The organism is Lacinutrix chionoecetis (assembly GCF_053604665.1).
Map to the genome: position 1 here is coordinate 49,408 of NZ_JBSHNQ010000047.1, position 26,280 is coordinate 75,687.

At 33.4% G+C, this 26,280-nt stretch carries 25 protein-coding genes; 20 read left to right on the top strand and 5 right to left on the bottom strand.

Going from position 1 to position 26,280, the window contains the following annotated elements; translation table 11 throughout:
* The first annotated feature begins 147 nt into the window (after positions 1–147).
* From ACVC43_RS00705 to ACVC43_RS00715, 3 genes are all read left to right on the top strand, one after another.
* Positions 148–2,700 (top strand): ATP-dependent Clp protease ATP-binding subunit, encoded by a 2,553-nt coding sequence (locus tag ACVC43_RS00705; RefSeq protein WP_452222653.1) that lies wholly within the window; start codon positions 148–150, stop codon positions 2,698–2,700.
* A gap of 83 nt (positions 2,701–2,783) precedes the next feature.
* Positions 2,784–3,179, top strand: coding sequence for a PLDc N-terminal domain-containing protein (locus ACVC43_RS00710; RefSeq protein ID WP_452222654.1), 396 nt, complete (start codon positions 2,784–2,786; stop codon positions 3,177–3,179).
* Positions 3,176–3,508, top strand: a complete 333-nt coding sequence (locus tag ACVC43_RS00715) for a TraR/DksA family transcriptional regulator (RefSeq protein WP_452222655.1) — start codon at positions 3,176–3,178, stop codon at positions 3,506–3,508. Before ACVC43_RS00710 ends, ACVC43_RS00715 begins: the two co-directional genes overlap by 4 nt.
* On the opposite strand, the gene hutH is transcribed toward ACVC43_RS00715, so the two are convergent.
* Positions 3,492–5,033 carry a histidine ammonia-lyase gene (gene hutH / locus ACVC43_RS00720; RefSeq protein ID WP_452222656.1) on the bottom strand — a complete coding sequence of 514 codons (1,542 nt, stop codon included), beginning with the start codon at positions 5,031–5,033 and terminating at the stop codon, positions 3,492–3,494. The genes ACVC43_RS00715 and hutH overlap by 17 nt on opposite strands.
* A 127-nt stretch (positions 5,034–5,160) precedes the next feature.
* Between hutH and ACVC43_RS00725 the strand changes: the two genes are divergently transcribed.
* Positions 5,161–6,219, top strand: a complete 1,059-nt coding sequence (locus ACVC43_RS00725) for a TlpA family protein disulfide reductase (protein WP_452222657.1) — start codon at positions 5,161–5,163, stop codon at positions 6,217–6,219.
* Between the two features lie 60 nt (positions 6,220–6,279).
* Here ACVC43_RS00725 and ACVC43_RS00730 read toward each other — a convergent pair whose 3' ends face one another.
* A complete protein-coding gene (locus tag ACVC43_RS00730; protein WP_452222658.1) occupies positions 6,280–7,857 on the bottom strand; it encodes an NAD(P)H-hydrate dehydratase in 1,578 nt (525 codons plus the stop codon).
* 153 nt (positions 7,858–8,010) lie between these two features.
* Between ACVC43_RS00730 and thrA the strand changes: the two genes are divergently transcribed.
* The 4 genes from thrA (at position 8,011) to thrC (ending at position 13,257) form a co-directional block, all read left to right on the top strand.
* Positions 8,011–10,455 carry a bifunctional aspartate kinase/homoserine dehydrogenase I gene (thrA, locus tag ACVC43_RS00735; protein ID WP_452222659.1) on the top strand — a complete coding sequence of 815 codons (2,445 nt, stop codon included), beginning with the start codon at positions 8,011–8,013 and terminating at the stop codon, positions 10,453–10,455.
* Between the two features lie 59 nt (positions 10,456–10,514).
* On the top strand, positions 10,515–11,435 hold the full coding sequence (locus ACVC43_RS00740) for a homoserine kinase (protein ID WP_452222660.1): 921 nt from the start codon (positions 10,515–10,517) through the stop codon (positions 11,433–11,435).
* Between the two features lie 95 nt (positions 11,436–11,530).
* Positions 11,531–11,887, top strand: a complete 357-nt coding sequence (locus ACVC43_RS00745) for a four helix bundle protein (RefSeq protein ID WP_452222661.1) — start codon at positions 11,531–11,533, stop codon at positions 11,885–11,887.
* A gap of 74 nt (positions 11,888–11,961) precedes the next feature.
* Positions 11,962–13,257: a threonine synthase gene (gene thrC / locus ACVC43_RS00750; RefSeq protein WP_452222662.1), complete on the top strand. Its 1,296-nt coding sequence runs from the start codon at positions 11,962–11,964 to the stop codon at positions 13,255–13,257.
* Here thrC and ACVC43_RS00755 read toward each other — a convergent pair whose 3' ends face one another.
* Positions 13,258–13,905 carry an SDR family oxidoreductase gene (locus ACVC43_RS00755; protein ID WP_452222663.1) on the bottom strand — a complete coding sequence of 216 codons (648 nt, stop codon included), beginning with the start codon at positions 13,903–13,905 and terminating at the stop codon, positions 13,258–13,260. It lies immediately after the preceding gene.
* A gap of 100 nt (positions 13,906–14,005) precedes the next feature.
* On the bottom strand, positions 14,006–15,472 hold the full coding sequence (locus ACVC43_RS00760; protein WP_452222664.1) for an SH3 domain-containing protein: 1,467 nt from the start codon (positions 15,470–15,472) through the stop codon (positions 14,006–14,008).
* 195 nt (positions 15,473–15,667) lie between these two features.
* On the opposite strand from ACVC43_RS00760, the gene gcvT reads away from it, so the two are divergent.
* The 4 genes from gcvT to ACVC43_RS00780 all read left to right on the top strand — a co-directional run bounded on the left by gcvT (position 15,668) and on the right by ACVC43_RS00780 (position 18,822).
* Complete coding sequence (gene gcvT / locus ACVC43_RS00765; protein ID WP_452222665.1) at positions 15,668–16,738, top strand: glycine cleavage system aminomethyltransferase GcvT; 1,071 nt, start codon at positions 15,668–15,670, stop codon at positions 16,736–16,738.
* Between the two features lie 31 nt (positions 16,739–16,769).
* The gene (locus ACVC43_RS00770; protein ID WP_452222666.1) at positions 16,770–17,603 is read left to right on the top strand and encodes a sugar nucleotide-binding protein; all 834 of its coding nucleotides are present in this window, start codon (positions 16,770–16,772) and stop codon (positions 17,601–17,603) included.
* Positions 17,604–17,659: 56 nt separating this feature from the next.
* Positions 17,660–17,950, top strand: a complete 291-nt coding sequence (locus ACVC43_RS00775; protein WP_452222667.1) for a 4a-hydroxytetrahydrobiopterin dehydratase — start codon at positions 17,660–17,662, stop codon at positions 17,948–17,950.
* 149 nt (positions 17,951–18,099) lie between these two features.
* Entirely contained in the window at positions 18,100–18,822 is a 723-nt protein-coding gene (locus tag ACVC43_RS00780) for a YebC/PmpR family DNA-binding transcriptional regulator (protein WP_452222668.1), read from the top strand.
* Between the two features lie 20 nt (positions 18,823–18,842).
* Here ACVC43_RS00780 and ACVC43_RS00785 read toward each other — a convergent pair whose 3' ends face one another.
* Complete coding sequence (locus tag ACVC43_RS00785; RefSeq protein WP_452222669.1) at positions 18,843–19,913, bottom strand: tyrosine-type recombinase/integrase; 1,071 nt, start codon at positions 19,911–19,913, stop codon at positions 18,843–18,845.
* 192 nt (positions 19,914–20,105) lie between these two features.
* On the opposite strand from ACVC43_RS00785, the gene ACVC43_RS00790 reads away from it, so the two are divergent.
* From ACVC43_RS00790 to ACVC43_RS00825, 8 genes are all read left to right on the top strand, one after another.
* Positions 20,106–20,546: a hypothetical protein gene (locus tag ACVC43_RS00790; protein WP_452222670.1), complete on the top strand. Its 441-nt coding sequence runs from the start codon at positions 20,106–20,108 to the stop codon at positions 20,544–20,546.
* A gap of 148 nt (positions 20,547–20,694) precedes the next feature.
* Positions 20,695–21,471 carry a hypothetical protein gene (locus ACVC43_RS00795; protein ID WP_452222671.1) on the top strand — a complete coding sequence of 259 codons (777 nt, stop codon included), beginning with the start codon at positions 20,695–20,697 and terminating at the stop codon, positions 21,469–21,471.
* A 137-nt stretch (positions 21,472–21,608) separates the two neighbouring features.
* A complete protein-coding gene (locus tag ACVC43_RS00800) occupies positions 21,609–22,193 on the top strand; it encodes a hypothetical protein (RefSeq protein WP_452222672.1) in 585 nt (194 codons plus the stop codon).
* Positions 22,194–22,939: 746 nt separating this feature from the next.
* Positions 22,940–23,191, top strand: a complete 252-nt coding sequence (locus ACVC43_RS00805) for a type II toxin-antitoxin system ParD family antitoxin (RefSeq protein ID WP_452222678.1) — start codon at positions 22,940–22,942, stop codon at positions 23,189–23,191.
* The gene (locus tag ACVC43_RS00810; RefSeq protein WP_452222673.1) at positions 23,184–23,483 is read left to right on the top strand and encodes a type II toxin-antitoxin system RelE/ParE family toxin; all 300 of its coding nucleotides are present in this window, start codon (positions 23,184–23,186) and stop codon (positions 23,481–23,483) included. The genes ACVC43_RS00805 and ACVC43_RS00810 overlap by 8 nt, the downstream gene beginning before the upstream one ends.
* 256 nt (positions 23,484–23,739) lie before the next feature.
* Entirely contained in the window at positions 23,740–24,690 is a 951-nt protein-coding gene (locus ACVC43_RS00815; RefSeq protein WP_452222674.1) for an SDR family oxidoreductase, read from the top strand.
* A 9-nt stretch (positions 24,691–24,699) separates the two neighbouring features.
* Positions 24,700–25,611 (top strand): helix-turn-helix domain-containing protein, encoded by a 912-nt coding sequence (locus ACVC43_RS00820; RefSeq protein WP_452222675.1) that lies wholly within the window; start codon positions 24,700–24,702, stop codon positions 25,609–25,611.
* Between the two features lies 1 nt (position 25,612).
* Positions 25,613–26,128 carry a hypothetical protein gene (locus ACVC43_RS00825; protein WP_452222676.1) on the top strand — a complete coding sequence of 172 codons (516 nt, stop codon included), beginning with the start codon at positions 25,613–25,615 and terminating at the stop codon, positions 26,126–26,128.
* Positions 26,129–26,280 lie beyond the last annotated feature (152 nt).

The window sequence follows — 26,280 nt, forward strand, 5'->3', positions numbered from 1 at the left end:
TAGGCTTTTTCGTTAATAACTATCTTGTTAATTGTTTTGATTTTATAAACTTTTTTTTGTCTATTAGCTATCTTCATATTATTTAAGGAATAGTTTTTGCCATTGATATTATGATTCACTAAATTTATTGACGAAAGGAACAACGATATGGATGATAATTTTTCACCAAGAGTAAAGGACGTAATCGCTTACAGTAAAGAAGAAGCGCTTCGCTTAGGTCACGATTTTATTGGGACCGAACACCTTATGCTTGGATTATTAAGAGACGGAAATGGTAAAGCTATTAATATATTAGATGCCTTGGATATTGACTTAAATCACTTGAGAAGAAAGGTAGAAATATTAAGTCCGGCAAATCCAAATGTAACCATTACCTCTAACGAAAAAAAGAATTTACACTTAACCAGACAAGCAGAGCGTGCATTAAAAACAACGTTTTTAGAAGCAAAATTGTTTCAAAGCACCTCAATTAACACCGCGCATTTGCTTTTGTGTATATTAAGAAATGAAAACGATCCCACTACTAAGCTTTTAAATAAGCTAAAAGTGGATTACGATAATGTAAAAGAACAATTTAAGACTATGATTACAAACGACGATAATAATTATATAGAACCTAAAGCAGAATCGTTTCAAGATGACGATTCTAAAGGTAACGATGGTAATGAGTCTAAAGACATTTTTAACACGCCTACAGGAAAAACCAATAAAAAATCTAAAACACCAGTTCTAGATAATTTTGGTCGTGATCTTACTGCCATGGCAGAGGAAGGAAAATTAGATCCTGTTGTAGGTCGAGAAAAAGAAATTGAACGTGTGTCTCAAATTTTATCACGTAGAAAGAAAAATAACCCGTTACTAATTGGGGAACCTGGTGTTGGTAAAAGTGCCATTGCCGAAGGTTTAGCGAATAGAATCGTAAAACGTAAAGTTTCCCGTATTTTATTTAACAAACGTGTGGTTACTTTAGATTTAGCCAGTTTAGTAGCTGGAACAAAATACAGAGGTCAGTTTGAAGAACGAATGAAAGCCGTTATGAACGAGCTTGAAAAAAATGATGATGTTATTTTGTTTATAGACGAAATTCACACCATTGTTGGTGCTGGTGGTGCTACTGGAAGTTTAGATGCATCTAATATGTTTAAGCCTGCTTTAGCACGTGGCGAAATACAATGTATAGGTGCCACAACTTTAGATGAATACAGACAATATATTGAGAAAGATGGTGCTTTAGAGCGTCGTTTTCAAAAGGTTATTGTAGAACCAACCACAGTTGAGGAAACAATAGAAATTCTCAATAATATTAAAGGTAAATACGAAGAACACCACAATGTAGAATATACAGACGAGGCGATAGAAGCCTGTGTAAAACTTACCAACAGATATATGACCGAGCGTTTTCTTCCAGACAAAGCTATCGATGCTTTAGATGAAGCTGGTTCGCGTGTGCATATTACAAATATCGATGTGCCTAAACAGGTTATTGAGCTTGAGAAAAAGCTTGAAGAAGTTAAGGAAACAAAAAATTCTGTTGTTAAAAAGCAAAAATACGAAGAAGCTGCTCGTTTGCGTGACGATGAGAAACGCTTAGAGAAAGAATTGGCTATCGCTCAGGAAAAATGGGAAGAAGATACCAAACTTAATAAAGAAACGGTTACCGAGGATAATGTGGCAGATGTAGTTTCTATGATGACTGGTGTTCCTGTAAACCGAATTGCACAAACAGAAAGTAATAAGCTTGCCGAATTGCCAGAACTTATTAACGGTAAAGTTATTGGTCAGGACGAAGCTGTTGCTAAGGTTGTTAAAGCCATACAGCGTAACCGTGCAGGACTTAAAGACCCAAATAAGCCCATTGGTTCATTTATATTTTTAGGTCAGACAGGTGTAGGTAAAACGCAATTAGCTAAAGTATTATCTCGCGAGCTTTTTGATAGTGAAGATTCGCTAATTAGAATAGACATGAGTGAATACATGGAAAAATTCGCCATTTCTCGTTTAGTTGGTGCACCTCCAGGATATGTTGGCTACGAAGAAGGTGGGCAGTTAACCGAAAAAGTAAGACGTAAACCTTATGCTGTTATTCTTTTAGATGAAATTGAAAAAGCCCATCCAGATGTTTTTAACATGCTATTGCAAGTTTTAGACGATGGCTATTTAACAGATTCGCTTGGACGTAAAATAGATTTTAGAAATACCATTATTATCATGACTTCTAATATTGGAGCGCGTAAATTAAAAGATTTCGGTACAGGAATTGGCTTTGGTACAGCGTCTCAAAAATCACAGGAAGATGCTAATGCTCGTGCTGTAATTCAAAATGCATTAAAAAAATCGTTTGCGCCAGAATTTTTAAATAGAATTGATGATGTTGTTGTGTTTAATGCGCTTGAAAAAGAAGATATTAATAAGATTATTGATATTGAATTAGAAAAATTATTTATTAGAATTAAAGGTCTTGGGTACGAGTTAGAATTGACAGATACTGCCAAAGATTATATAGCAGAGAAAGGTTTCGATAAGCAATATGGTGCAAGACCACTTAAAAGAGCTATACAAAAATATGTTGAAGATGCTTTAGCCGAAGAGATTATTACCTCTCATGTTACAGAAGGCGATAAAATTATTATGGATTTAGACAGTAAAACTGATGAAATAACCATTAAAATTGAAAAGGCTGAAAAATCGACCGAATCTTAATAAAATAATTATATACATAAAAAATCCTGTAAGCAGATAGCTTACAGGATTTTTTTATCTTAGATTTTAAATATAAAAATGCTATGACAACTACTAAAAAAATATGGTTAGGAATTTTTACTTTTTCACCACTACTCTTCTTTGTTGCTTTTTTTATATGCTTCTTTATGTTTTTTCTTCATGGTTATGGTGAGCTGCAATCAACAGCTAATATAGATAGCGACGCACAGCAAATACCTGCAACGTTTATGTCTAATTTTTTAATGTTATTTGTATTTATAATAGTAAGCAGCATCATCTCTATTGCTTTATTAATTTATTATATTATACATGCAAACAACAATCCGCTTAACGATAGTAGCAAAAAATTAATGTGGACTTTGGTTTTAATTTTCACCTCTTCAATTGGATCTATTATTTATTATTTTGTTGAGATTCTTCCAAGTAATAAAAGTGAAAATAATATAATTAAGTCATGACTCCCGAGGCATTAAGAAAAATTGAAGCCCTAATTAAAGATGAAATTTCTACTTCCGAAGCATCTATTGCCCGTTTGAGAGAGTTTACAAAACCTATCTCACCAGAAAACTCCATTGGTAGAGTGTCAAGAATGGATGCTATTAATAATAAGTCGGTTAATGAAGCCGCTTTAAAAAAGTCTGAACAGAAACTAAAGAACCTTCAAATTACATTATCTAACCTTTACGAGCCCCATTTTGGAGTTTGCGGTAAGTGCAACAATCAAATACCAATAGGTCGTATTATGCTTATGCCACACAGCAGATTTTGTGTTACTTGTGCGTCTTAGAGATGCCATAATCATTTAAAAACAACTCTTCAATTTCAATATCCAAATCAATTAAAAAAGCAATTGAAGCTTCAATATCATCATGCAGTACACGATCTTTTTCAACAAATGTAACGTCTTTTCTATAGGCTTCTAAAAACGATTCTAAAAACGGTGAAGTTTTTAAAGGGTTTCTAAAGGCTATGGCTTGACTTGCATTCATAAGTTCTATAGCAATTATACGCTCTACATTTCTAATTAATCTGTAAGCCTGCGTTGCTGCATTAGCACCCATACTAACATGATCTTCTTGTCCATTACTTGAAACAATACTATCTACACTTGCAGGTGTTGCTAGTTGTTTATTCGCACTAACAATACTTGCTGCAGTGTATTGCGGAATCATAAAACCAGAATTCAAACCTGGATTATCGACCAAGAAAGCTGGCAATCCTCGTAAGCCAGATACCAATTGAAATGTTCTACGTTCAGAAATGTTTCCTATTTCTGCCATGGCTATTTTTAAATAATCTAAGGCTAAAGCCAATGGCTGACCATGAAAATTTCCTCCACTAATTATTAAATCTTCTTCAGGAAATATGTTAGGATTGTCGGTCACCGAATTAATTTCGGTTAGTACAACCTTTTCCACAAAATCTAAAGTGTCTTTAGTTGCGCCATGCACTTGCGGAATGCACCTAAAAGAATACGGATCTTGAACATGCTCTTTCTCTCGTGTAATAAGTTCGCTTCCTTTTAAAAATTCATTAAAACGTCTCGCGACTTTTAATTGTCCGGAATGTGCACGAACCTGGTGTACTAAATCATGAAATGGTTCTATTCTGCCATCAAAAGCATCTAAAGAAATACTTGCAACAACATCTGCCAGATAAGAGGCTTTATGAGACATTAATAACAAATATACACCATAAGCACTCATAAACTGCGTGCCGTTTAACAGTGCTAATCCTTCTTTAGCTTCTAATTTTATTGGTTTCCAATCAAACTTTTTAAGTATGGTGTTGGCATTGACTTCTTTTTTATCGTGCACCACTTTACCTTTACCTATTAATGGTAATGCTAAATGGGCTAAAGGCGCCAAATCACCAGAAGCACCAAGTGAGCCTTGTGTAAACACAAATGGAAAAACATCGTTATTGAAAAAATCGATTAAACGGTTAACCGTTTCTAATTGCACACCACTATGCCCATAACTAAGCGACTGTATTTTTAAAAGCAGCATCACTTTAACAATAGGTTCTGGTACTCGCTCTCCTGTTCCACAGGCATGAGACATTACTAAATTTTCCTGTAGTTTGGTTAAATCATTTTTAGAAATTTCGACATTATATAACGAGCCAAAACCCGTATTTATGCCATAGAAAGGCTTGTCGGCTTCATTTAATTTCTTATCCAAATAGCTTTTACAAGCTTTTATTTTCTGCGTCGCCTCCTTAGACAATTTTAATTTCTTGTTGTCTTTAAAGATGTTGTAAATAGTTACAATGTCAAGTTTTTTAGAAGATATATTATGGTATGTACTCATAGAAATTAAATTAGCAGCATCAAAAATAACAAATGCTAAGTGGAACGCAAATTATGTTAATAATTTATGAATAAAGCAGCATTGTTACAATATTCTATTATTTTTACAGCAATTAAAAAATATAAAAATGAAAAAATTATTATTGAGCTTAGCTGTACTGGCAATTGTTGCATGTAAAGAAGAGCCACCAAAAGATTATGTTACATTGTCTGGTACAATTGAAAATAAAAATAGTGACTCTCTGTTTATTTATCAGGGTAGAAACTTCTCTAAAACAGTTAAAGTTGCCGAAGATGGTACCTTTAGTGATACTTTAAAAGTTGCTCCAGGTATATATGGAGTTTACGATGGTAAAGAGGCTGCACAAGTGTATTTAAAAAATGGATATGACTTAAAATTAGATTTAAATTCGAAAGAATTTTTCGAAACATTAAAATTTACTGGAGAAGGTGCCGAGCCTAACAATTATTTAGTTAAGAAAGTGGTGATGCAAAAAGATCTGGTTGAACCAAGTGTTTTTGACTTAGACGAAGCCGCGTTTAATGCTAAAGTAATAGAGCTTGAAAACGAATTAAACACGTTTCTGGATGCTAACGCAAAAGATTTAGATTCTACACTTTTAGCCAACGAGAAGATGGGTATTGCGCAGTTTAAACCTGGTATTACAGGAGCTTACAAGCAGCAGCAAGCACGAGCAGCACAATTTGCATCTTACATTGGTAAGCCAGCACCTACTTTTAATTTTGAAAACATAAATGGAGGCAAAACCTCTTTAGCAGATTTAAAAGGTAAATATGTGTATATCGATGTCTGGGCAACCTGGTGTGGACCTTGTATTAAAGAGATACCGTCTTTAAAGGAAGTTGAAAAAGATTTTGAGGACAAAAACATTGAGTTTGTAAGCCTTTCTGTTGATGATGGTAGAGGTTTTAAAGCAGACACCAAAGAAGAAGCTGCAAAATTAGCTTACGAAGGTTGGAAAAAAATGGTTGCCGAAAAAGAGTTAGGTGGTATTCAGGTGATTTCAGATAATGGATGGCAAACAGATTTTGTACAAGGATTCAAAATTAATGGAATCCCAAGATTCATTTTGATCGATCCGGCTGGAAATGTTGTTGATGCAGATGCTCCAAGACCTTCAAGTCCTAAATTAAGAGACGTACTAAATAGCCTGGAAAACATTTAATAGCTATTAAAGTTTTACATAAAAAACCGAAGTTTCAGACTTCGGTTTTTTTTTATGGATTTATTTTCTTTTTTGTTTCTTTTTATTATCGTCTGGTGTTTCTTCCACTTCAGGTTGCTCTGGCTGTTTAAATAAATCGAGGTAAGCCAATGCTATACCATCAATTACATCACTTGCTAATAAACTTTGGTAACCTAATTGCTCGATTAAAATATCAGCACTTTTACCATGCAAATAGACACCAAATAATGAGGCTTGCAGCGCATCGTAACCTTGAGAGATTAAACCAATAATTATGCCTGTTAAAACATCTCCTGTGCCTGCGGTTGCTAATCCTGGATTACCTGTGGCATTAACATAGAGTTTGTTGTCGAAAACGGTAATAGTATTTGCGCCTTTAATTACTACTATAATCTTATACTTTTTAGCAAAAGCTTTTGTTTTCTTAAGTTTATCGAAATCGTCGTTCCATTTACCAATTAGTCTTTCTAATTCCTTAGGATGTGGCGTTAAGACTGTTAATTCTGGCAATAATTTTAATAGGCTTTTCTTTTTCGATATTATGTTTAGTCCATCGGCATCAATAACCAAGGGCGTTTTATTTGCCTTCAAAAATGCTTCAACAGCAGTTACTGTTTTTGCATCGGTTCCTAAACCAACACCAATACCAACAACAGTTGGTTCTATTTTATAATCTATTTTGGTGATTTTTTCTTCATTTGCATCGGTAATAACCATTGCTTCTGGTAATGCCGTCTGTAAAACAGTATAACCACACTTTGGTATATAAGTGGTAACCTTGCCTGCACCAGCAGCCAATACAGAACGAGAAGCTAATGTTACCGCTCCTATTTTTCCATAGCTCCCTCCTATTATTAAACTGTGTCCAAACGTGCCTTTATGGCTGTATTTCTCACGAGGCTGGTAAATTGGAAGTACTTCATTTTTACCAATTAAATTAGCTTCAGTTTGTGTAGAAAATAAATATTCCGGATCAATACCAATATCTAAAACCTCCCATTGTTGAGTATATTTAACAGTTTCAGGTAAAAAGAAAATGAGTTTTGGCGTTTGAAAGCTTAATGTGTAACCTGCATATACAATGCCTTCGTCGTCATCAACAGCAATATCTGTATGTAATCCAGAAGGAACGTCTACAGACAAGGTAAATGCCTTGGTTGTTTTAAAAAATTTAAATAAATCTTTAACCCAAGGATCTACAGGACGATTAAGTCCAATGCCAAAAACGGCGTCAATAATGATGTCTTTAGTATCAATTTGCAGTTCGTTAAAATCCTCTTTGCAACTTAATAAGGTTGGCCATTCTTTGGTAATGTTTTTTATACGATCGTAATTAATTAAAAAATCTTTACTACGCTTATCACTGCAATTAACAATGTATACTTTTACATTATAGCCATGTGTTATTAAATGTCTGGCAACAACCAGACCATCACCACCATTATTACCTATACCACAAAAAACATGAATAGGTACCTGAGCGCCTTGCATACGCATGTGTAGCCAGTTAAAAATCTGTATGCCTGCACGCTCCATTAAATCGGTTGAGGAAATCTTCTGGCGCTCCTGAGTTTGTTTATCGCCAGCATATATTTGTTCTTTAGAGAAAATTTTCATTTAATATAATTTACATAATTCGCATTTTTATTTTTAATTTCAAGATATTAAGGCTTAAAATTTAGAATATTATAAAAATGATGGTTTTGTTTTCTTATTCAGGTAAAAGTAATACATTTCAGCATCAAATATAAATTTAATCATTCAATACAAATGCAGGTATTAAAATTTGGAGGAACATCTGTAGGTTCATCAAAAAACATAAATAAAGTCATTGATGTTTTAGAGAATTATGCGTCTAAAGATAAAATAATTTGTGTGGTTTCTGCCGTTGGTGGGATTACCGATAAGCTTCTCAATGCAGGACAGTTGGCTAAGGATAAAGATAAAGATTATATATCTGAATATAAAGCAATTAAATCTACTCACTTAAAGTTATTGTTAGATTTAATTCCAACAAAAAACAAAACGATTGTTACTACTTTAGAAGAAAAATTAAAACATTTACACAGTCTTTTAGATGGTATTTATTTAATAAATGAATTGTCCCCTCAAACCTCAGATAAATTAGTAAGTTTTGGGGAATTATTATCGTCGTACATTATAGCTGAAACATTAAAATCCAGAGGATTAATAGCCAAACGAAAAAACACTCAAGAATTAATAATAACCAATTCTAAATTTACAGAAGCAGAAGTTGATTTTGAAGCATCTAATACTAAAATTCGTGAGTATTTTAATAAGGCCGAGCAACATATAACCATATTACCTGGGTTTATTTCAAAATCCAATAAAGGCGAGATTACCACACTTGGCAGAGGCGGATCGGACTACACAGCTGCTATTGTAGCTGCTGCTTTAAATGTAGAACGCTTAGAGATTTGGACGGACGTTAGTGGTATGTATACTGCCAATCCTAAATTAGTTAAACAGGCTTATCCTATAGAACAAATTAGCTATCAGGAAGCCATGGAGTTATCTCATTTTGGCGCCAAAGTACTTTACCCTCCTACTGTACAACCCGTTTTAGATTTAAACATTCCTATACACATAAAAAACACCTTAAAACCAGAAGATCCTGGTACTGTAATTTCTAACGAAGCGCATAATAAATCTAATGTTGCAACAGGAATAACAAACATTAACAACATTGCTTTATTAACGTTACAGGGTAATGGTATGGTTGGAGTTCCAGGTTTTTCAAAACGTTTATTCGAGACTTTAGCTCAGGAACAAATTAATATAATTTTAATAACGCAAGCCTCGTCTGAGCATTCCATCTGTTTTGGTATTCTACAAAACGATGCCAGTAAAGCTGAGACTGCTATAAATAATGCATTTGAATATGAAATTTCAATGCATAAAATAGATCCTATTATTGTAGAGCTTAATTTATCTATTATTGCGTTAATTGGTGATAATATGAAAAATCATCAAAGTATTAGTGGTAAAATGTTTAGTGCTTTAGGAAAAAATAATATTAATGTTCGTGCTATTGCCCAAGGCGCTTCAGAAAGAAACATCTCGGCTGTGATTGCCGAGAAAGATGTTGAAAAAGCTTTAAATACCATTCATGAACGCTTTTTTGAAGATAATATTAAACAGCTAAATGTATATATAACTGGTATTGGCAATGTTGGCGAAAAACTAATAGACCAGATTGAGCAGCAACACGATTATCTAAAGAAGAACCTTAAATTAGATGTACGCATTATAGGTTTATCTAATTCAAGAAAAATGGTTTTTAATCCTAAAGGCATCAAACTTAAAAAATGGGCTTCACTATTTCATCATGCGGATAAATCGAGTTTAAAAGGCTTTTTTAATAAAGCTACAGAGTTAAATTTACGCAACAGTATTTTTGTGGATGTCACTGCAAATGAGGCCGTTTCAAAAATGTATGCAGACTATCTAAAAAACAGTATTGCCGTGGTTGCTTGTAGTAAAATTGCCTGTTCCAGCGAATACAGTAATTATAAATACCTGCAAGATTTATCGCTTAAATTCAATACGCCTTTTTTATACGAAACGAATGTAGGTGCAGGATTACCAATAATTAACACACTAAATAATCTGGTAGCTTCTGGAGATAAAGTAACCAGTATTCAAGCCGTGCTTTCAGGAAGTTTAAATTTTATTTTTAATCATTTTAGCGACCGTACCAATTTTCATGACACAGTAAAACGTGCTCAATTTGAAGGCTATACAGAACCAGACCCACGAATAGATTTAAGTGGTATAGACGTAGCTCGAAAAATATTAATTTTAGCACGTGAAAATGGCGGAGTCATGGAAATTGAGTCTATTGAGAACGATTCATTTTTAACGAAAGCCAATTTAGAGAGCGATACTGTTGATGACTTCTATAAAACGTTAAAGGACGATGAGGCTTATTTTCAAAAATTGTATTCCGATGCCAAATCCAAAAACTGCCAACTTAAATATGTAGCAGAATTTAAAGACGGCAAAGCGAAAGTTGGCCTGCGGGAAATACCAGAAAATCATCCTTTTGCGAACCTTGAAGGTAAAGACAATATCGTTATGTTTTATACACAACGTTATCCAGAACAACCACTTATTGTTAAAGGTGCAGGCGCTGGAGCAGATGTTACAGCCTCTGGTTTATTTGCAGATATTATTAGAGTTGGAAATAAGTAAAAAACTGGTAGCATAGATAGAAACAGGTAAATCAATTTCTATTTTCCTTTACAGAACCTATGAATGAAATAAAAATATTCTCACCAGCAACCGTTGCAAATGTCTCTTGTGGTTTCGATGTCCTTGGTTTTTGCTTAGATACTATTGGCGATGTAATGGTGATAAGAAAAACCACAGCAAAAGGTATTAAAATAACCAAAATTGAAGGCTATGATTTACCATTAGAAACCAAAAAAAACGTAGCTGGCGTTTCGGCATTAGCTTTAGTTGATGCTTTTAAACCAGATTGCGGATTTGAAATAGAAATCTATAAAAAAATTAAACCTGGAAGTGGTATTGGTAGTAGTTCTGCCAGTGCGGCTGGAAGTGTTTGGGCTATAAACGAATTATTAAACAGGCCCTATAACCCTACTGAACTTACAACGTTCGCTATGAAAGGTGAAGCTCTTGCCAGCGGTAGTGAGCATGCAGACAATATAGCTCCTGCTCTATTTGGCGGTTTTACATTGGTGAAATCTATTGCTCCTTTACACGTTTTAAAAATCCCAACACCAACAGATTTATTTGCCACAATAATTCATCCGGAAATAGAGATAAAAACTTCTGAAGCCCGTGCCATTTTGCCAAAGGAAATTCCGTTAAAAAATGCTATTACACAATGGGCTAATGTTGGCAGTTTAATACATGCCATGCATACCAACGATTATAAGTTGTTAAGCGATTCGCTTAACGACGTTATTGTAGAACCATACAGGAGTAAATTGATTCCTCATTTTAATATGGTTAAGGCGGAAAGCCTGAAAGCGGGAGCTTTAGGTGTTGGCATTTCTGGTTCCGGACCATCCGTTTTTGCATTATCAAAAGGAAAAGAACATGCAGAAGCCGTTGCAAAAGCTATGAAAAATGTGTATTCGAAAACAGATATTAATTATAATGTATATGTTTCAAAGATTAATACACAGGGTATGATGATTCTTTAGATGGAATGTGTTAAAAATGACTGAAGACTGAAGACTGAAGACGGAAGACGGAAGACGGATAGCTGAATACGGAATATTTAATTAATGAGTAAATTATGAATAAATTTAAATTCGAAAAACTAATAATATGGCAAAAGGCAATGGATTTTGGTGAAGAAATGAATTCAATTGCTAATAATTTTCCTGACAAAGAAAAATATAATTTATCATCTCAAATAAGAAGAGCTTCAGACTCAATAGCACTAAACATATCTGAAGGATCAATAGGGCAATCGAATCCTGAACAAAGAAAATTTGTTAGTTATTCAATACGCTCTCTTGCAGAAGTTATAACCTGTCTTTTTAAAGCTAAAAGAAGAAAATATATTAGTCAAATCGAATTCGATAAGTTTTATAATGAGTCTTTCAATCTAATGAACATGATGAGCGCCTTTAGAAAAAATATTAATTAATCTCAAAATACTCTATTTTAGTAAAGAAGCACTTCTGTCTTCAGTCAGAAGTCTTCTGTCAATTATTTATAATTATGAACTACTACAGTCTCAACCATAAAGCACCAAACACAACATTTAAAGATGCGGTAATTAAAGGATTAGCACCAGATAAAGGTTTGTATTTTCCTGAAAGTATTACACCATTGCCACCTTCTTTTTTTGAAAATATTGATGATTTAACGTATCCTGAAATTGCTTTTCAAGCCATTAAACAGTTTGTAACACCAGATATTCCTGAAGAGGTACTAAAAACGATTATTGAAGACACCTTGTCTTTCGATTTTCCTGTTATCTCATTAGATGAAAATATTTCGACCTTAGAGTTGTTTCATGGACCAACCATGGCTTTTAAAGATGTTGGTGCGAGATTTATGGCACGATGTTTAGGCTATTTTAACAAGAAAAACACCAATGAAGTAACTGTTTTGGTAGCAACTTCCGGAGATACAGGAGGTGCGGTAGCTAATGGTTTTTTAGGCGTTAAAGGCGTAAATGTTGTTATTCTATATCCAAGCGGTAAAGTAAGCGATATACAAGAAAAACAACTCACTACACTTGGTAAAAACATAAAGGCATTAGAAGTTGATGGTGTTTTTGACGATTGCCAAGATATGGTTAAACAGGCTTTTTTAGATAATGCTTTAACCAGCAAAATGCAGCTTACTTCGGCTAATTCCATTAATGTTGCAAGATGGCTGCCACAACTCTTTTATTTTATGTTTGCGTACAAACAATTGCACAACAAACACAAAGAGATTGTATTTTCTGTACCAAGTGGTAATTTTGGAAACGTTTGTGCTGGTATGATGGCACAACAATTAGGGCTACCAATAACACATTTTATAGCTTCTAATAACGAAAACAATGTTGTAACAAACTATTTGGAAACCGAACAATACCATCCTAAACCCTCTGTGCAAACCATTAGCAATGCCATGGATGTTGGGAATCCAAGTAATTTTATACGTATTCGCGAAATTTATAAAAATGAATTCAATACTTTAAAAACTAATTTATCCTCTTTTAGTTTTAGTGATACTGAAACTAAACAGGCGTTAAAATCCATTTACGACCAATATAACTACGTTGCAGATCCGCATGGTGCTGTTGGTTATTTAGGTTGTAAAGCGTATTTAAAAAACAACCCAAAAGCGCACTGCGTGTTTTTAGAAACAGCACATCCTACTAAATTTTTAGATGTGGTTGAGGAGGTGATACAGGAAAAACAAGAATTGCCAGAGCAAATTAAATCTGTGGTAAACAAAACAAAAATAGCCACTAAAATTAGTAGCTATGATGAATTGAAATCGTATTTATTATCTCAATAATTAGCTTGTAATAGTCGATACTTTATTTAGAGCATCACTAATTAATGTGTTACCATTAATTATTTCGAATGTTGCTTTATTAGCAATATCGTCGTTTAAGGTTCTTACTAAGGTTTGCGCAACATTATTTCTACTAATTTCACCACTTTTATTGAGTTTCTCCTCTAACTCTATAGTGTTTGTTAAAACATCGTTGGTAAGCGCTCCTGGCCTCACTATCGAATAGTTTAAACCGCTCGCTTTTAAGTGTTCATCCGCGTTATGTTTTGCCTTTAAATAGGCTTGCAGGTCACTTTGTTCTTCAGGATTATCGGCTCCCATAGAACTAAGCATTACAAACTTTTTTACGTTGTTTTTAGTAGATGCATCAATTAATCGTTTTGCGCCTTCTTGATCTACAGCCACCACTTTCTTACCTCCAGATCCAGCTGCGAATAATACTTTATCTACTGTTTGGTTATTAAAAACATGAGAGACGTCTTCTTCTAAGTCTGCTAAAACCGTTTCGATATTATTAGCTTTAAAGTACGATTCCTGCTCTGCTTTTCTCACCATTGCGATGGGATTAAAATACTGAGATTCGTGTAAAAGATTTACAATTTTTTTTCCGGTAGTACCATTGGCACCTGCAATTAAAATATTTTCCATAGCTTAATATAGCTTGTAATGCGTAAGCAACCTAAGAATAGGTACCGTTTAACTTTAGTTTAATACTTCTTTCTTATAGTTTTAAGAAACAATGGACAAATTACTCTGGTTTTGCCTTGCTTAAATACCCATCGAACACATACCCTGTTTTGCCACTATTATAGAGTATTTTACACCAACGACCAGTTATTATTTTATTGTTAGCTTCCTTGAGTACTATTTCTATTTTAGATTTGGCAATTACTTTTACTTCAGTTTTATAATCTAACTTTTCTATTCTTTCGGTAAAACCTGGTTTTTGTCTAACCGACAATCCGTTTTTGGCAATTACATAAGCATTATAACCTGTCGTGGTATCTTCAATAAATTGTCCATTTACAGCTTTGTAGACTTCATCGATATTATAAAATTGGGTGGTTTTACCCTCTTGGTCGTCCTTATCCATATCGTAAAGGGTTTCATTGCCTGTTTTATTAATTATTATTCTGTTTTTAAAATTCGCTTCAGTAGTATATGGAATTATAAAACTTTCATCTGCTTTATAACTTCGAGAGAAGTCAGTTTCTGTGTTTCCGCCTTCGCTATTTGTAAACAATTCGTTAACCAAGGTGTTATTTTTTGTGTAGCCAAAAAGCATGTTACTATAAGCATAACCATCCCAAGTTTCGCCTAAACTATTATTAGTGATTTCCACCAGTTCTTCAATATTTGTGATAGCAGGAGCTGAGTAGATTGCTTTCACTTCGTTAACTTCGTATAACGTTTCTATATAGTTATCATGTCTTTCAAGTATATTAGAATCTAATACATTTTCATCTTTTTTCAACAGGGATTTATAAATACTTGTTCTCCAATTATAACTGGTTTGCTCAATACTATATGTATAATTAGGATGCTTTTTAAATGTATGCGTATACACCTGTTTTGTAACTGGGAACGTTTTCTGTTCTTTTACAATTCCGTTGCCTAAAACTTCTAATGTTTTGGTTGCTTTAGAGTGTTCTATTTTGTCTTGTATGTTAAGAATCTTACTGCTGTAAATCAATGCGCTGTCTTTTACGGTTAGTGTGTTCTCTACAATCTGGTCTGGATTAAATGCTATTTCCTCTTCAAGTTTTAAGAGCTTTCTGTTGCTTTGCCCAACGAGCAAATCGTAAGTGGCACCATTCGCCAGCTTAAAGGTTATTAGGCCAACTTCGGTTTTAGCATTTGGTAAAACAACAGACTTTAATTGTTTAAAGTCCTGTTTTAAATGCACTTCAGGATTGCATTGCTGGAATAGTTTTGGGTAACTTATTTTATCGATTACTTTCTTCTTGTATTCCAGATACAAGTGCAGCGAGCAGTATTTATCCTGATGATTAATTCTTGAAATAACCAGATTTAAAGAATCTTCTGTCTTAAATTTAAAACTAATTAGCCCTTCTATTGGCACAAAGGTATTGTCTTTATTTACCGAGCCTATAAATGTCTCGGTTTTTGCATCATCGACCCTTTTTTCTGTCTTCTTTTTACGTGAAGTTATTACAATAAATGTAAGAAAGAGAATAGGTAAAAGCCACTTCATAGACAACTGTATTAATTGTAATTGGGTTGAAAATTAGTGATTATAGCCGAACCTAAAAAATATTAAGATTTTTAAATAAGAAGGTCATGGAAATGAACTCAATATTTTTCAATACTTTTGTTTCGCTTATTAAAATTAATAGCAAAATGTAACACAAAATTTCGCTTAGGCGAAAAATGAAAATATAATTTCTCGATGAAAGACACAGCATTATCAGCAACACATAAAGCTCTTGGCGCCAAAATGGTACCATTTGCTGGTTATAATATGCCAGTACAATACGATGGCGTAAACATAGAACATGAAGCAGTACGACAGGATTGTGGTGTTTTTGATGTTTCGCATATGGGCGAATTTTTAATTGAAGGTCCTAACGCCTTAGCTTTAATACAAAAAGTAAGTAGTAATGATGCCTCTAAATTAACCGTAGGAAAAGCACAATATTCGTGTTTACCAAATGATGATGGAGGTATTGTGGACGATTTAATTATCTATAAACTTAAAGAAGACCAATATTTACTTGTTGTTAATGCCAGTAATATTGAAAAAGACTGGAATTGGATTTCCTCTAAAAACGATGTTGGTGCCTCGATGCGCGATTTAAGCGAAGACTATTCGCTTTTAGCAATACAAGGTCCTAATGCTGTGGAAAAAATGCAAGCCTTATCGAGTTTGGATCTATCTGAAATAAAGTTCTATAATTTTGTGGTTGGCGATTTTGCAGGTATCGCGCATGTAATTATTTCGGCAACAGGTTATACTGGAAGTGGTGGTTTTGAAATATACTGTAAAAACAGTGAAGTTAAACAAATTTGGGACAAAGTAACAGAAGCTGGCGCCAAACCAATTGGCCTTGCGGCAAGAGATACCTTACGTTTGGAAATGGGTTATTGCCTTTACGGTAACGATATAGACGATACTACCTCTCCCTTAGAAGCTGGTTTAGGATGGATAACAAAATTTACAAAAGACTTTACAAATTCTGATGCTTTAGAACACCAAAAAAAACATGGTGTAGACCGTAAACTAATAGCTTTCGAGCTGGACGAGCGTGGCATTCCACGACAAGGTTACGATATTGTAGACGGACAAGGTAAAAAGATTGGTACAGTAACTTCTGGTACCATGTCTCCCAGTTTAGGAAAAGGTATTGGATTGGGTTATGTGCCTGTGGTTTTTACAGATGTTAATAGTAAAATTAACATTCAAATACGTAAAAACGCAGTACCAGCAACAGTTGTAAAACTACCTTTTTACAAAGGATAAGATTTTGCGTCTACAGGACGTTTAGTGTTTAATGAAGCAGGAAATAGACAAAAAAAACAGAATTCTTATTTTGGGAGCCAGTGGTTTTATAGGCGAAGCCATTTACAAAGAGCTCTGCTCCTATTTTAGAACTTTTGGTACTTACAGAACAGACAATTACAGCTACGATAAAAACCAGCATTATTTTCAATACCATGTTGAGGAAGACGATATTTTCGAGATTTTAGATTATGTAAAACCAACCGTTATCATTTCTGCATTACGTGGTAATTTTTCGGCACAAGTTATTGCCCATGCGCATATGTGCGAGTATTTAGTTGCCAACAATGCAAGACTGCTTTACCTCTCTTCTGCTAATGTTTTTGATGCGTACAGTAAATTTCCCAGTTACGAATTAGACAAAACGCTAAGCCATAGTATGTATGGTCATTTTAAGATTAAAATTGAGAATATGTTGCTGCGCATGCCAAAAAAGCAAATCTCCATTTTAAGATTACCTATGGTTTTTGGTGCGCAATCGCCACGAATTAAAGAGATAAAAGCGTTTTTAAAAGAAGACATTCCTATTGAGGTGTTTCCAAATTTGGTTATGAATGTTACGACAGATACTAAAGTGACGCAGCAAATACATTATATAATTAATAGAAACAAGTCTGGAATATTTCATTTAGGAAGTAAGGATTTGGTGCATCATGACGATTTTATAAAAGAGATTATAGAAACCTTAGGCAGTTTTAAACCTTTACTTAAAAACGTATATACTACAAACGAGGAGCGCTATCTCGCTGTACTTTCTAAACACAACAGGTTACCAAAACACCTTCAGCTGGAAAGTAAAGATGTCTTGAAAGAACTTGAAGTTTAGTTGTTTTAAAAATGGGTATTCCTTAACTTATCCTCTTAAATTTAAATCTTAGTTTTATGAGTAAGCTTTCAGAAAAAGAAATAAAAAAACATTTAGAAAAGTTACCAGAGTGGAATTATGCAGATGATGCCATCCATACCGAATATGAGTTTAATAATTTTAAAGATTGTTTTAGTGCTATGAGCCGTATAGCTTTTGAATGCGAAGCACTAAACCACCATCCAGACTGGGCGAACACGTATAATATATTAAATATTTCGTTGTCCACCCACGATGCTAAAGGCGTTACGCTAAAAGATATTAAACTAGCGAGAGCGATAGAGGGTATTATTGATGATGAAGAATAATACTTCGGTTTAATGTAATTAAAGAAAAATATCCATTTTAAAACATCGTATATTTTTATAAATTTGCGATGCTTATAAAACAAAATTAATAACAATACATTTGGCCTTGATACCTATTGAGGTTGTATAAATAAAACATATAATAGTCTATGGGAAGAGCTTTTGAATTCCGTAAAGCAAGAAAAATGAAACGATGGTCTGCTATGAGCAAGGCCTTTACTCGTATTGGAAAAGACATTGTTATGGCTGTTAAGGAAGGTGGTCCGGATCCAGACAGTAACTCGCGTTTAAGAGCTGTAATACAGAATGCAAAGGCTGTAAACATGCCTAAAGATAATGTAGAGCGCGCCATTAAAAAAGCCAGCGAAAAAGACCAAGGCGACTATAAAGAAGTTATTTTTGAAGGTTATGCTCCACATGGTATTGCCGTTTTAGTAGAAACAGCAACAGATAATAATAACAGAACCGTTGCGAATGTGCGTAGTTATTTTAACAAATGTGATGGCAATTTAGGTACCTCTGGATCGGTTGTGTTTATGTTTGACCATACGTGTAATTTTAGAATTCCTGCTGAAGGTTTAGATCCTGAAGAGCTAGAGCTTGAATTTATAGATTTTGGTGCCGAAGAAGTTTTTGCAGACGACGATGGCATTTTAATTTATGCACCTTTTGAAAGTTTTGGGACTATACAAGCCGAATTAGAATCTCGTGGTATTGAAATTTTATCTTCTGGTTTCGAACGTATTCCGCAGGTTACCAAAAAATTAACACCAGAAGAGGCTGCAGATGTAGAAAAACTTTTAGAGAAAATTGAAGAGGATGACGATGTGCAGAACGTGTACCATACAATGGAAGAAACTACTGAAGATTAGCATTTCTTTTTGAAACATTTTTAGTCCAGCGTATCTAAAGGACTTTTAATATTAGATACTGCAGATTTAGTAACATGCGTATAAATTTGGGTGGTTTTAATACTGTAATGGCCTAACAACTGTTGTATAAACCGAAGATCTGCTCCGCTTTCTAATAAATGCGTGGCATAACTATGGCGAAGCCCATGTACTCCAATTTGTTTTTTAATTTTAGCTTTTTTCATAGCCCGTTTAAATATTGCCTGTACACTTCTTGTGCTGTATGCACCTCCATATTGTCCTTGAAAAAGCCAATATTCTGGTCTGTAAGCTATGTAATACTCACGTAACGCACCGAGAACGCTTTCCGGCAAATTAACGTATCTGTCTTTCTTGCCCTTTGCTCCGCTAATAAGTACCTGCATTCTTTCGCTATCTATATGCGTCAATTTTAGTTTTACTATTTCGCTTACACGTAAACCCATACCATAACATAATTTAAGGATAAGAAGGTGTTTGGGATTTTTTACTTCGTTAAAGAGGCGTTTTACTTCATTTTTACTAAGCATTTTGGGTAGTGTAACCGGTTTTTTTGGTCGAGGAATATCGAAAAACATTTGTGGTTGCTGTTTTACTTTTTCGAAATAGAACTTAACAGCATTAATTTTACCATTCATCTTTCTTTCGCTCATTTTTAATATTTTAACACAGTAAAGAAAGTAGTCTTTTAATCTTTCCTGTGATAAATCGTCAACTGGGTAATCTTTAATTAATATAAGTAAGTGGCTAAATTCTGCCAAATACATTCTTACCGTATTACGACTATAGGCTTTTAGCTGCAGTTGATTATAGTAAGCTTTAAGCGCTTTTTTATTATTGATGTGCACTTTATGTAACAGTTTTAAATGCGCATCGGGTTGCGCCATATTAAGTGCAGACCTTACTGCAATTAAATCTGGTAAATACCATGATTTTTTACTTTGACTCCATTTAACAGACGAAAAGCGTTGTTTTAGTAGGGCTATTAAGTTTGGATTATAATTAAATTGAATCCAAATTACCTGCTTTTCTCTATGTGTACCAGGTACAAATTTATAGTTTTTAAAATCCATTAAGTGTTATGCGTATTTTATATATCAAAACAATGTTTAAATATAGCAAAAAAAACGGACGATATTGAAAATGCGCATATTGTAAAACTTTTGTAATAAAGGCTAAGCTTGAGATAGGTTAATACCATTTATTTTATTAGTTTTAGGGTCACAATTGCGTATATTTACGTGTTACCACCAATTACAAGAAAAATGAAAAAAATATTATTATTAACTTTTATAGTTGCAACTTTTAATACCATTTTAGGACAAAAAAAAGACAATTATTTTATCGGAAATTGGATTACTGAACCCAATCCAAACGGAATGATAAATTTGATAAGTCTTAATGAAGACGGAACTGGTATTACTGGACCTGGAGTAAATAGAAACGGAGAAATAAAATTGTCTGAATTTATGAAATCTGATTTACAAGATTGGAGTGTGAAAAAAGACACTTTAACTCTGACAACAAAACCAATTCCAAGAGGAAATGGTAAAGAACCTGAATCAATGACTCTTTTATACTTAATATTTGAAAAGGAAAAAGATAGTTTTTCTGCTTATTATTCTGACCCAATTATGGACAAAATGATGAAAGAAGCTGGAGAAGAAGTAAGTCCGATAAAATTAGAATTTAAAAGACTGAAATAAACTGGTGGTAACACCGTATAAAAATAATTGCTAAATTAGTGCTTAATCAAAGGTCGTTGCGCTTTTGTTACGTCTGATTTTCCTCCGGAAAATCCTCGCACACAAAACCGCAACTATTCTTATACAAAAACGTTAGCAAACATTAAAAATGAACATTAAGTCAAGAAAAATAATTGGAGGAAATGGTAAAGTGCGAGAGCACATTATCAACGAATTCAATTTAAACGGACTTAAAGAAAAAACAGTCTTTTTTGAAGAAAGCGGAGAGATAAGATATACTGTCTTATTTGATTATGACCCAAATGGAAATTGTATTTCCGAGAAACAATACGACTCTGAAAACAATTTTGTTGGTTCAATCGAATGGAAATTTGACAAATTAAATCGCCAAATTGAACAAATCGAAAGAACTGCGGAAAACGAAATTTGGGATTGGTATGAAAATCAATATTTGGACGACAAAACAGTCATTTATTTAACAAAAGACAAAAATGGAATTATACAACACAAAACTGTTGAGGACAAAGATTCAGGAGTTCAAAAAAGATACAACTCTGATGGAAATTTCTACTCGAAAATTGTTTCCAGATATGACCAAAACAAACGAGTGATTAACCGAAAAACTTTTGACGAAAACGGACAAGTTACTCAAGAAGACATATACGAATACCTTGACAATACCGAGAAATGGACTTTAATCGTTGAAAACAAGATTGCCAAAGTAGAAGAAAGAACGAAAGACGATAATGGAAATGATATTTTTTATGTGAGAAAAGATGATAAAGGGAATTCAACCGAATATGTAAAATGGACTTATGACGATTTTGGAAATGCAATTAAGGTTGAGAACGGAATCGAACTTGGTAAACCGACCAATATATCGGAAATAAAAATTGAATATTTAAATAAAAATAACGTTTGCTAACAACGTGTATAATTAATGGCTAGTACTCGCCTACTTACGAAAATCCTCGCGGATTTTCTATTCGGTTTTTATTTGCTAAATTAGTTGCTTAAACACGCAACTAATCATACACAAACACGTTACCATACATTTGAGAAATGAGCATAATCGGAACTAATTTAATGTTTGTACTTATAAAAGTCGTGAGCGATAATAACGCTGACGAAGTAAAATTATATTTAAGTTCGAGCAACTTCTTTTCAAAAGAGTTTAATCCAACTGATTTTAAAAAAAACGAGCTAACTCTTATCGGAATTGAAAACCGAGAAAAACTGAATTCGGAATTAAACAATTATCTGAATTGCTATATTAATATTGAGAAATTAGAAAACGGAAAACTTGACTTTTGGAGTGATCAAAATCAAATCGGAGAATTTAAAGTAGACAAATTTACAGAAAAGACAATTGATTTTGATAAAACGGATTGGATTGAAAGTTATGAATACTTGCTAAATGAGTATTTTAAAAAAGAGGAAATAAGTTCCAAGGAGATTAGATTGAATAATCGATTTATAAATAAACTTGAAAAATTTATTGAGCAAGAGCGGATTAAAAATGACAAAAAAACTAACTTTTTTAAGACGGACTCAAATAAACTGAATTCTATAAAAGAGAAATCTGATTTAATTAACAAATTTGAAAATATAAAAGATCAATATCTGACTGAATTAAGAAAAATATAAAAAACGTATGGTAACAATGTGTATAAGCAATGGCTTGTTCTCGCCTACTTGGAAATCCCTGCGGAATTTCCAATGGCAAGTACCTGTTTGCAATTGCCCGTGACGAACCACGCCACTGCTCATACACGAAACGTTAATTACAATGGCTCCAAAATAATTAATCCCTCGGATTAAATTTTGGAGCTTCTACTTTTAGTAAATACTTACGATCGAGTAAAATAGGGTTTGTGAAAAAAAATAATTACCAACTCGGACGGGTAAAATGAATTTGATAAAATTTTAATAAATCAAGCTTAATAAAACAAACAATAAAAACGTGCTCACTCAAACGGAAAATAAAAACAACGCAAAACAAAACAAAACAAAACAAATGCTCACTCGAACGCAAAATAATTAATCACTCAGACGGAAAACGCAACGCAAAATAAATGCTCACTCAAACGCAAAATAATTGATCACTCAGACGGAAAACGCAACGCAAAATGAATGCTCACTCAAACGCGAAAAATAAATAAACCAAACAGTACGCGCTTACTCGGATGCGTCGCCAAAGTAACTAACAATGCGTATAAGCAATGCGGGCAAAATTATTAATTCGAAAGTTTAGCTATATTTGGAAATGTAGAGAGTGCAGGAACATTCTGGAAACAATACCCGCACTGCTCATACACCAACCGTTGTGTGCAATTTGAGACATTTGGACATTATACCAATTTTTGGTATATTTGACATATATTAGTACTCAAATGAATAAAAACACATCTATATCACTCGGAAATTATTTCGACCAATTTGTGCAAAGTAGCATAAGAGAAGGAAGATTTAAAAACGTTAGCGAAGTTATTCGTGCAGGATTAAGACTTTTAGAAGAAGAAGAAAGTAAAGTCATTGCATTGAAAAAAGCAATTCAAGAAGGAATTGACAGCGGAATAGCTCACGACTTTGACCCAAAAAAACATCTTGAATCTCTAAAAGCGAAAAAGCACTCGAATGGCTGAATATAAATTGACCAAAAAAGCTGTTGAGGATTTATCAAAGATTTGGGATTACACTTTTGAAGTTTGGTCAGAAAAACAAGCTGACAAATATTACGCTGAACTGATTTCTAATTGTCAAGAAATTGCTGAAAATCCAGGTATAGGAAAATTCTACGATGGAATATCAAAGCAACTTCTCGGAATGAGTGCAAATCGACATATAATATTCTACAGAACTTTGAACGAAAATTATGTTGAAATAACGAGAATATTGCACGAAAGAATGGATTTGAAGAAAAGAGTAGCTGAATAAAAACTGCACACAACACCGTGTATAATTAATTGCTTTGGCTAGTGCTTATTTGGAAAATTCCTTCGGAATTTTCTCGCGTTCGTTTTTGTTTACTAAATTAGTTGCTGAAACACGCAACTAACCATACACAAAACCGTTGTGTGTAATTACCACTCAAACCAAAAAGTATCCAACATTTGAAAATCCGTATAAGGAATTAAGACTACTACTACCCGACCTTTGTCTAATAATTTTAATCTTAAAAAAAATAGACAAAATGAATACGAACCAATTTGGGAACAAAGGTTGGACACCTGATAGAATCGGAAACTTAAAAGGCAAAATATATGTCCTAACAGGAACTACAAGCGGAACAGGATTTGAAGCAGCGAAAATATTGCTTTCAAAAGGAGCAAAAGTTGTAATGCTTAATAGGAATCCTAAAAAAGCAGAAGTCACTATTGCTTCATTGAAACAAGAATTGGGTAACGATATTGATTTAACTAACATTCAAATGGACTTATCCAAACAAACCTCTGTAAAAAAAGCTACTGAGGAAGTTATAAAAACAGTTCCACAAATTGATGCACTTATCTGCAATGCAGCAATTGCCCAAGTACCTAAACAGACACTAACTACAGATGGTTGGGAAAGTCAAATGGCAACGAATTATTATGGAAATTTTACGCTTCAAGGACTATTGTTCCCACTTATTGAGAAATCCAAAGGACGAATTGTAACGGTAGGAAGTTTGGGATATGATATGGGAATTAAAACCATCAAATTTGATGATTTGAATTGGGATAAAGATTACACGCCTAATAATGCATATAGTCAAAGTAAACTGGCGCAGATAATGTCTATTTACGAATTACAAGATAGATTAAAAGAAGCTGGGAAAACAGATGTTAAAGCTTACGCTTGTCATCCTGGTTCTTCAAGAACCAACTTAATAAATTCAAGTGGTAGTTTTATGATGAAATTCATCTTTAATCTAATGAAATTATCACCATTAACACAATCAGCTAAAAAAGGTGCTTACCCACAATTGATGTGTGCTACAGAACCTAATTTAGACCAAAGTAGTTTTTATGGTCCAACAGGAAGAAATAATTGGACTGGTCCAGTTGGAGCACATAAATTAGAATCACACGCCAAAGATAAAGTTATAGCAAAAAAATTATGGGAACTTTCGGAAAAAGAAACAGGTGTAAAATGGAATATATAAATTTGTATTATGGAGCACTTTAAAACATTATCGACTTATCTCGATTATTTAGACCTACCGAGACCTGAACATCCAATGTTGAGTGTTTTCAACTCAAAAGGAGATGGTTATTTACCTTGTCCAAAAGAAAGTTCGCCACCAATTACAAACGATTGCTATTCCATTAGCTTAAAGAAATTTGTAAAAGGTGACTTAAACTACGGACGAACAAGATATGATTTTACCAATGGAGCTTTAATTTTCATTGCACCAAGGCAAATTCTACAATGGGATAGTAGCGTGGTTTTTGAGCGAAAAGGTTTTTCAATAAACTTCCACGAAGATTTTTTGAAAGGAACAAATTTAGCACAACAAATAAAAAAATATGGTTTCTTTTCCTATTCAGTAAATGAAGCATTACATCTTTCGCCAAAAGAAGAAAAGCAAATAGAATCGATAGTTGAAAATATTGAAATAGAGTATCATAACAACCAAGATGAGTTTAGCAAAGAAATTATCATTTCTCAATTAAGTACGCTTTTTAAGTATGCCAATCGATTTTATGAAAGACAGTTTTTGAATAGAAAAGAATTATCAAATAACTTATTGGAGCGATTTAATCTACAATTGTCTAAATATTTTGAATTAGGACTACTACAAGAAACAGGTATTCCAAACATAGAACAAATAGCTAATAAAATGTCAGTTTCTCAACGCTATTTAAGTGATACACTTAAAAAAGAAACAGGAAAAACGACTACCGAACATTTACACTTGCGTTTAATCGATGAAGCAAAGAATATTTTATTGAAACCGAACAAAAGTATTTCGGAAGTAGCTTACGAGTTGGGATTTGAATATCCGCAATATTTCTCACGATTATTTAAAAAGAAAGAAGGTATAAGTCCTACGGAATACAGAGAAAAATATAAACTAAACTAATATGGAACTATTAAAATTAGCTACAGAGTGGGCAAAAGCTGAAGTATTCTCAACACGTTTTTTTATCTTTTTTGCGATTGGTTTTTTAATTGCAAGTATTGGGTTTTGGCAATTAGGGAAAACAGATTTAGCAAGGGCTTATATCATTCCAACTTTAGTTGCAGGCATATTACTTTTGATAATTGGTAGCGGTCTTAATTACACCAACATTCAAAGAGTTAAACAATTTGAAAAGGATTTTAATATCGATACATCTGCCTTTTATCAATCCGAAATTGAACGTTCTGAAAGCACTTTAAAGGAATATACAGTTGTATTTAAAGTAATTCCAATTTTAATTATAGTAGCAACATTATTAATTCTGTTTGTTAATACACCAACTTGGAGAGCAATTAGCATTACAACTATTGCAATGCTAATAGCCATTTTATTAGTTGACGGAACTGCACACTCAAGAATAGAAAGCTACCACAAAGAATTAAAGTTAGTGGATATCCAAAAAGGAATTAAAAAATAACTACACACAACAAAGAACTGAGGTAAAAAACAAACAAATTCTTCTTTAATCTGAGACAATATTATTCTAGGCTCATAGATTCTAAAATCAGATTCTTGAGCTTTTTTTATTCAATTTATCTGCTATTTATCTCGGCAATACAGAAACGTAGG

Bases quoted from the DNA above. Each gene is read 5' to 3' on its own strand.
- ACVC43_RS00810 (WP_452222673.1), top strand. From the start codon at position 23,184: ATGGCTGAATATAAATTGACCAAAAAAGCTGTTGAGGATTTATCAAAG.
- ACVC43_RS00725 (WP_452222657.1), top strand. From the start codon at position 5,161: ATGAAAAAATTATTATTGAGCTTAGCTGTACTGGCAATTGTTGCATGT.
- ACVC43_RS00760 (WP_452222664.1), bottom strand. From the start codon at position 15,472: ATGAAGTGGCTTTTACCTATTCTCTTTCTTACATTTATTGTAATAACT.
- ACVC43_RS00805 (WP_452222678.1), top strand. From the start codon at position 22,940: ATGAATAAAAACACATCTATATCACTCGGAAATTATTTCGACCAATTT.
- ACVC43_RS00715 (WP_452222655.1), top strand. From the start codon at position 3,176: ATGACTCCCGAGGCATTAAGAAAAATTGAAGCCCTAATTAAAGATGAA.
- ACVC43_RS00730 (WP_452222658.1), bottom strand. From the start codon at position 7,857: ATGAAAATTTTCTCTAAAGAACAAATATATGCTGGCGATAAACAAACT.
- ACVC43_RS00820 (WP_452222675.1), top strand. From the start codon at position 24,700: ATGGAGCACTTTAAAACATTATCGACTTATCTCGATTATTTAGACCTA.
- ACVC43_RS00790 (WP_452222670.1), top strand. From the start codon at position 20,106: ATGAAAAAAATATTATTATTAACTTTTATAGTTGCAACTTTTAATACC.
- hutH (WP_452222656.1), bottom strand. From the start codon at position 5,033: ATGAGTACATACCATAATATATCTTCTAAAAAACTTGACATTGTAACT.
- ACVC43_RS00745 (WP_452222661.1), top strand. From the start codon at position 11,531: ATGAATAAATTTAAATTCGAAAAACTAATAATATGGCAAAAGGCAATG.
- thrC (WP_452222662.1), top strand. From the start codon at position 11,962: ATGAACTACTACAGTCTCAACCATAAAGCACCAAACACAACATTTAAA.
- ACVC43_RS00705 (WP_452222653.1), top strand. From the start codon at position 148: ATGGATGATAATTTTTCACCAAGAGTAAAGGACGTAATCGCTTACAGT.
- ACVC43_RS00795 (WP_452222671.1), top strand. From the start codon at position 20,695: ATGAACATTAAGTCAAGAAAAATAATTGGAGGAAATGGTAAAGTGCGA.
- ACVC43_RS00770 (WP_452222666.1), top strand. From the start codon at position 16,770: ATGAAGCAGGAAATAGACAAAAAAAACAGAATTCTTATTTTGGGAGCC.
- ACVC43_RS00710 (WP_452222654.1), top strand. From the start codon at position 2,784: ATGACAACTACTAAAAAAATATGGTTAGGAATTTTTACTTTTTCACCA.
- ACVC43_RS00825 (WP_452222676.1), top strand. From the start codon at position 25,613: ATGGAACTATTAAAATTAGCTACAGAGTGGGCAAAAGCTGAAGTATTC.
- ACVC43_RS00815 (WP_452222674.1), top strand. From the start codon at position 23,740: ATGAATACGAACCAATTTGGGAACAAAGGTTGGACACCTGATAGAATC.
- gcvT (WP_452222665.1), top strand. From the start codon at position 15,668: ATGAAAGACACAGCATTATCAGCAACACATAAAGCTCTTGGCGCCAAA.
- ACVC43_RS00740 (WP_452222660.1), top strand. From the start codon at position 10,515: ATGAATGAAATAAAAATATTCTCACCAGCAACCGTTGCAAATGTCTCT.
- ACVC43_RS00755 (WP_452222663.1), bottom strand. From the start codon at position 13,905: ATGGAAAATATTTTAATTGCAGGTGCCAATGGTACTACCGGAAAAAAA.
- thrA (WP_452222659.1), top strand. From the start codon at position 8,011: ATGCAGGTATTAAAATTTGGAGGAACATCTGTAGGTTCATCAAAAAAC.
- ACVC43_RS00785 (WP_452222669.1), bottom strand. From the start codon at position 19,913: ATGGATTTTAAAAACTATAAATTTGTACCTGGTACACATAGAGAAAAG.
- ACVC43_RS00775 (WP_452222667.1), top strand. From the start codon at position 17,660: ATGAGTAAGCTTTCAGAAAAAGAAATAAAAAAACATTTAGAAAAGTTA.
- ACVC43_RS00800 (WP_452222672.1), top strand. From the start codon at position 21,609: ATGAGCATAATCGGAACTAATTTAATGTTTGTACTTATAAAAGTCGTG.
- ACVC43_RS00780 (WP_452222668.1), top strand. From the start codon at position 18,100: ATGGGAAGAGCTTTTGAATTCCGTAAAGCAAGAAAAATGAAACGATGG.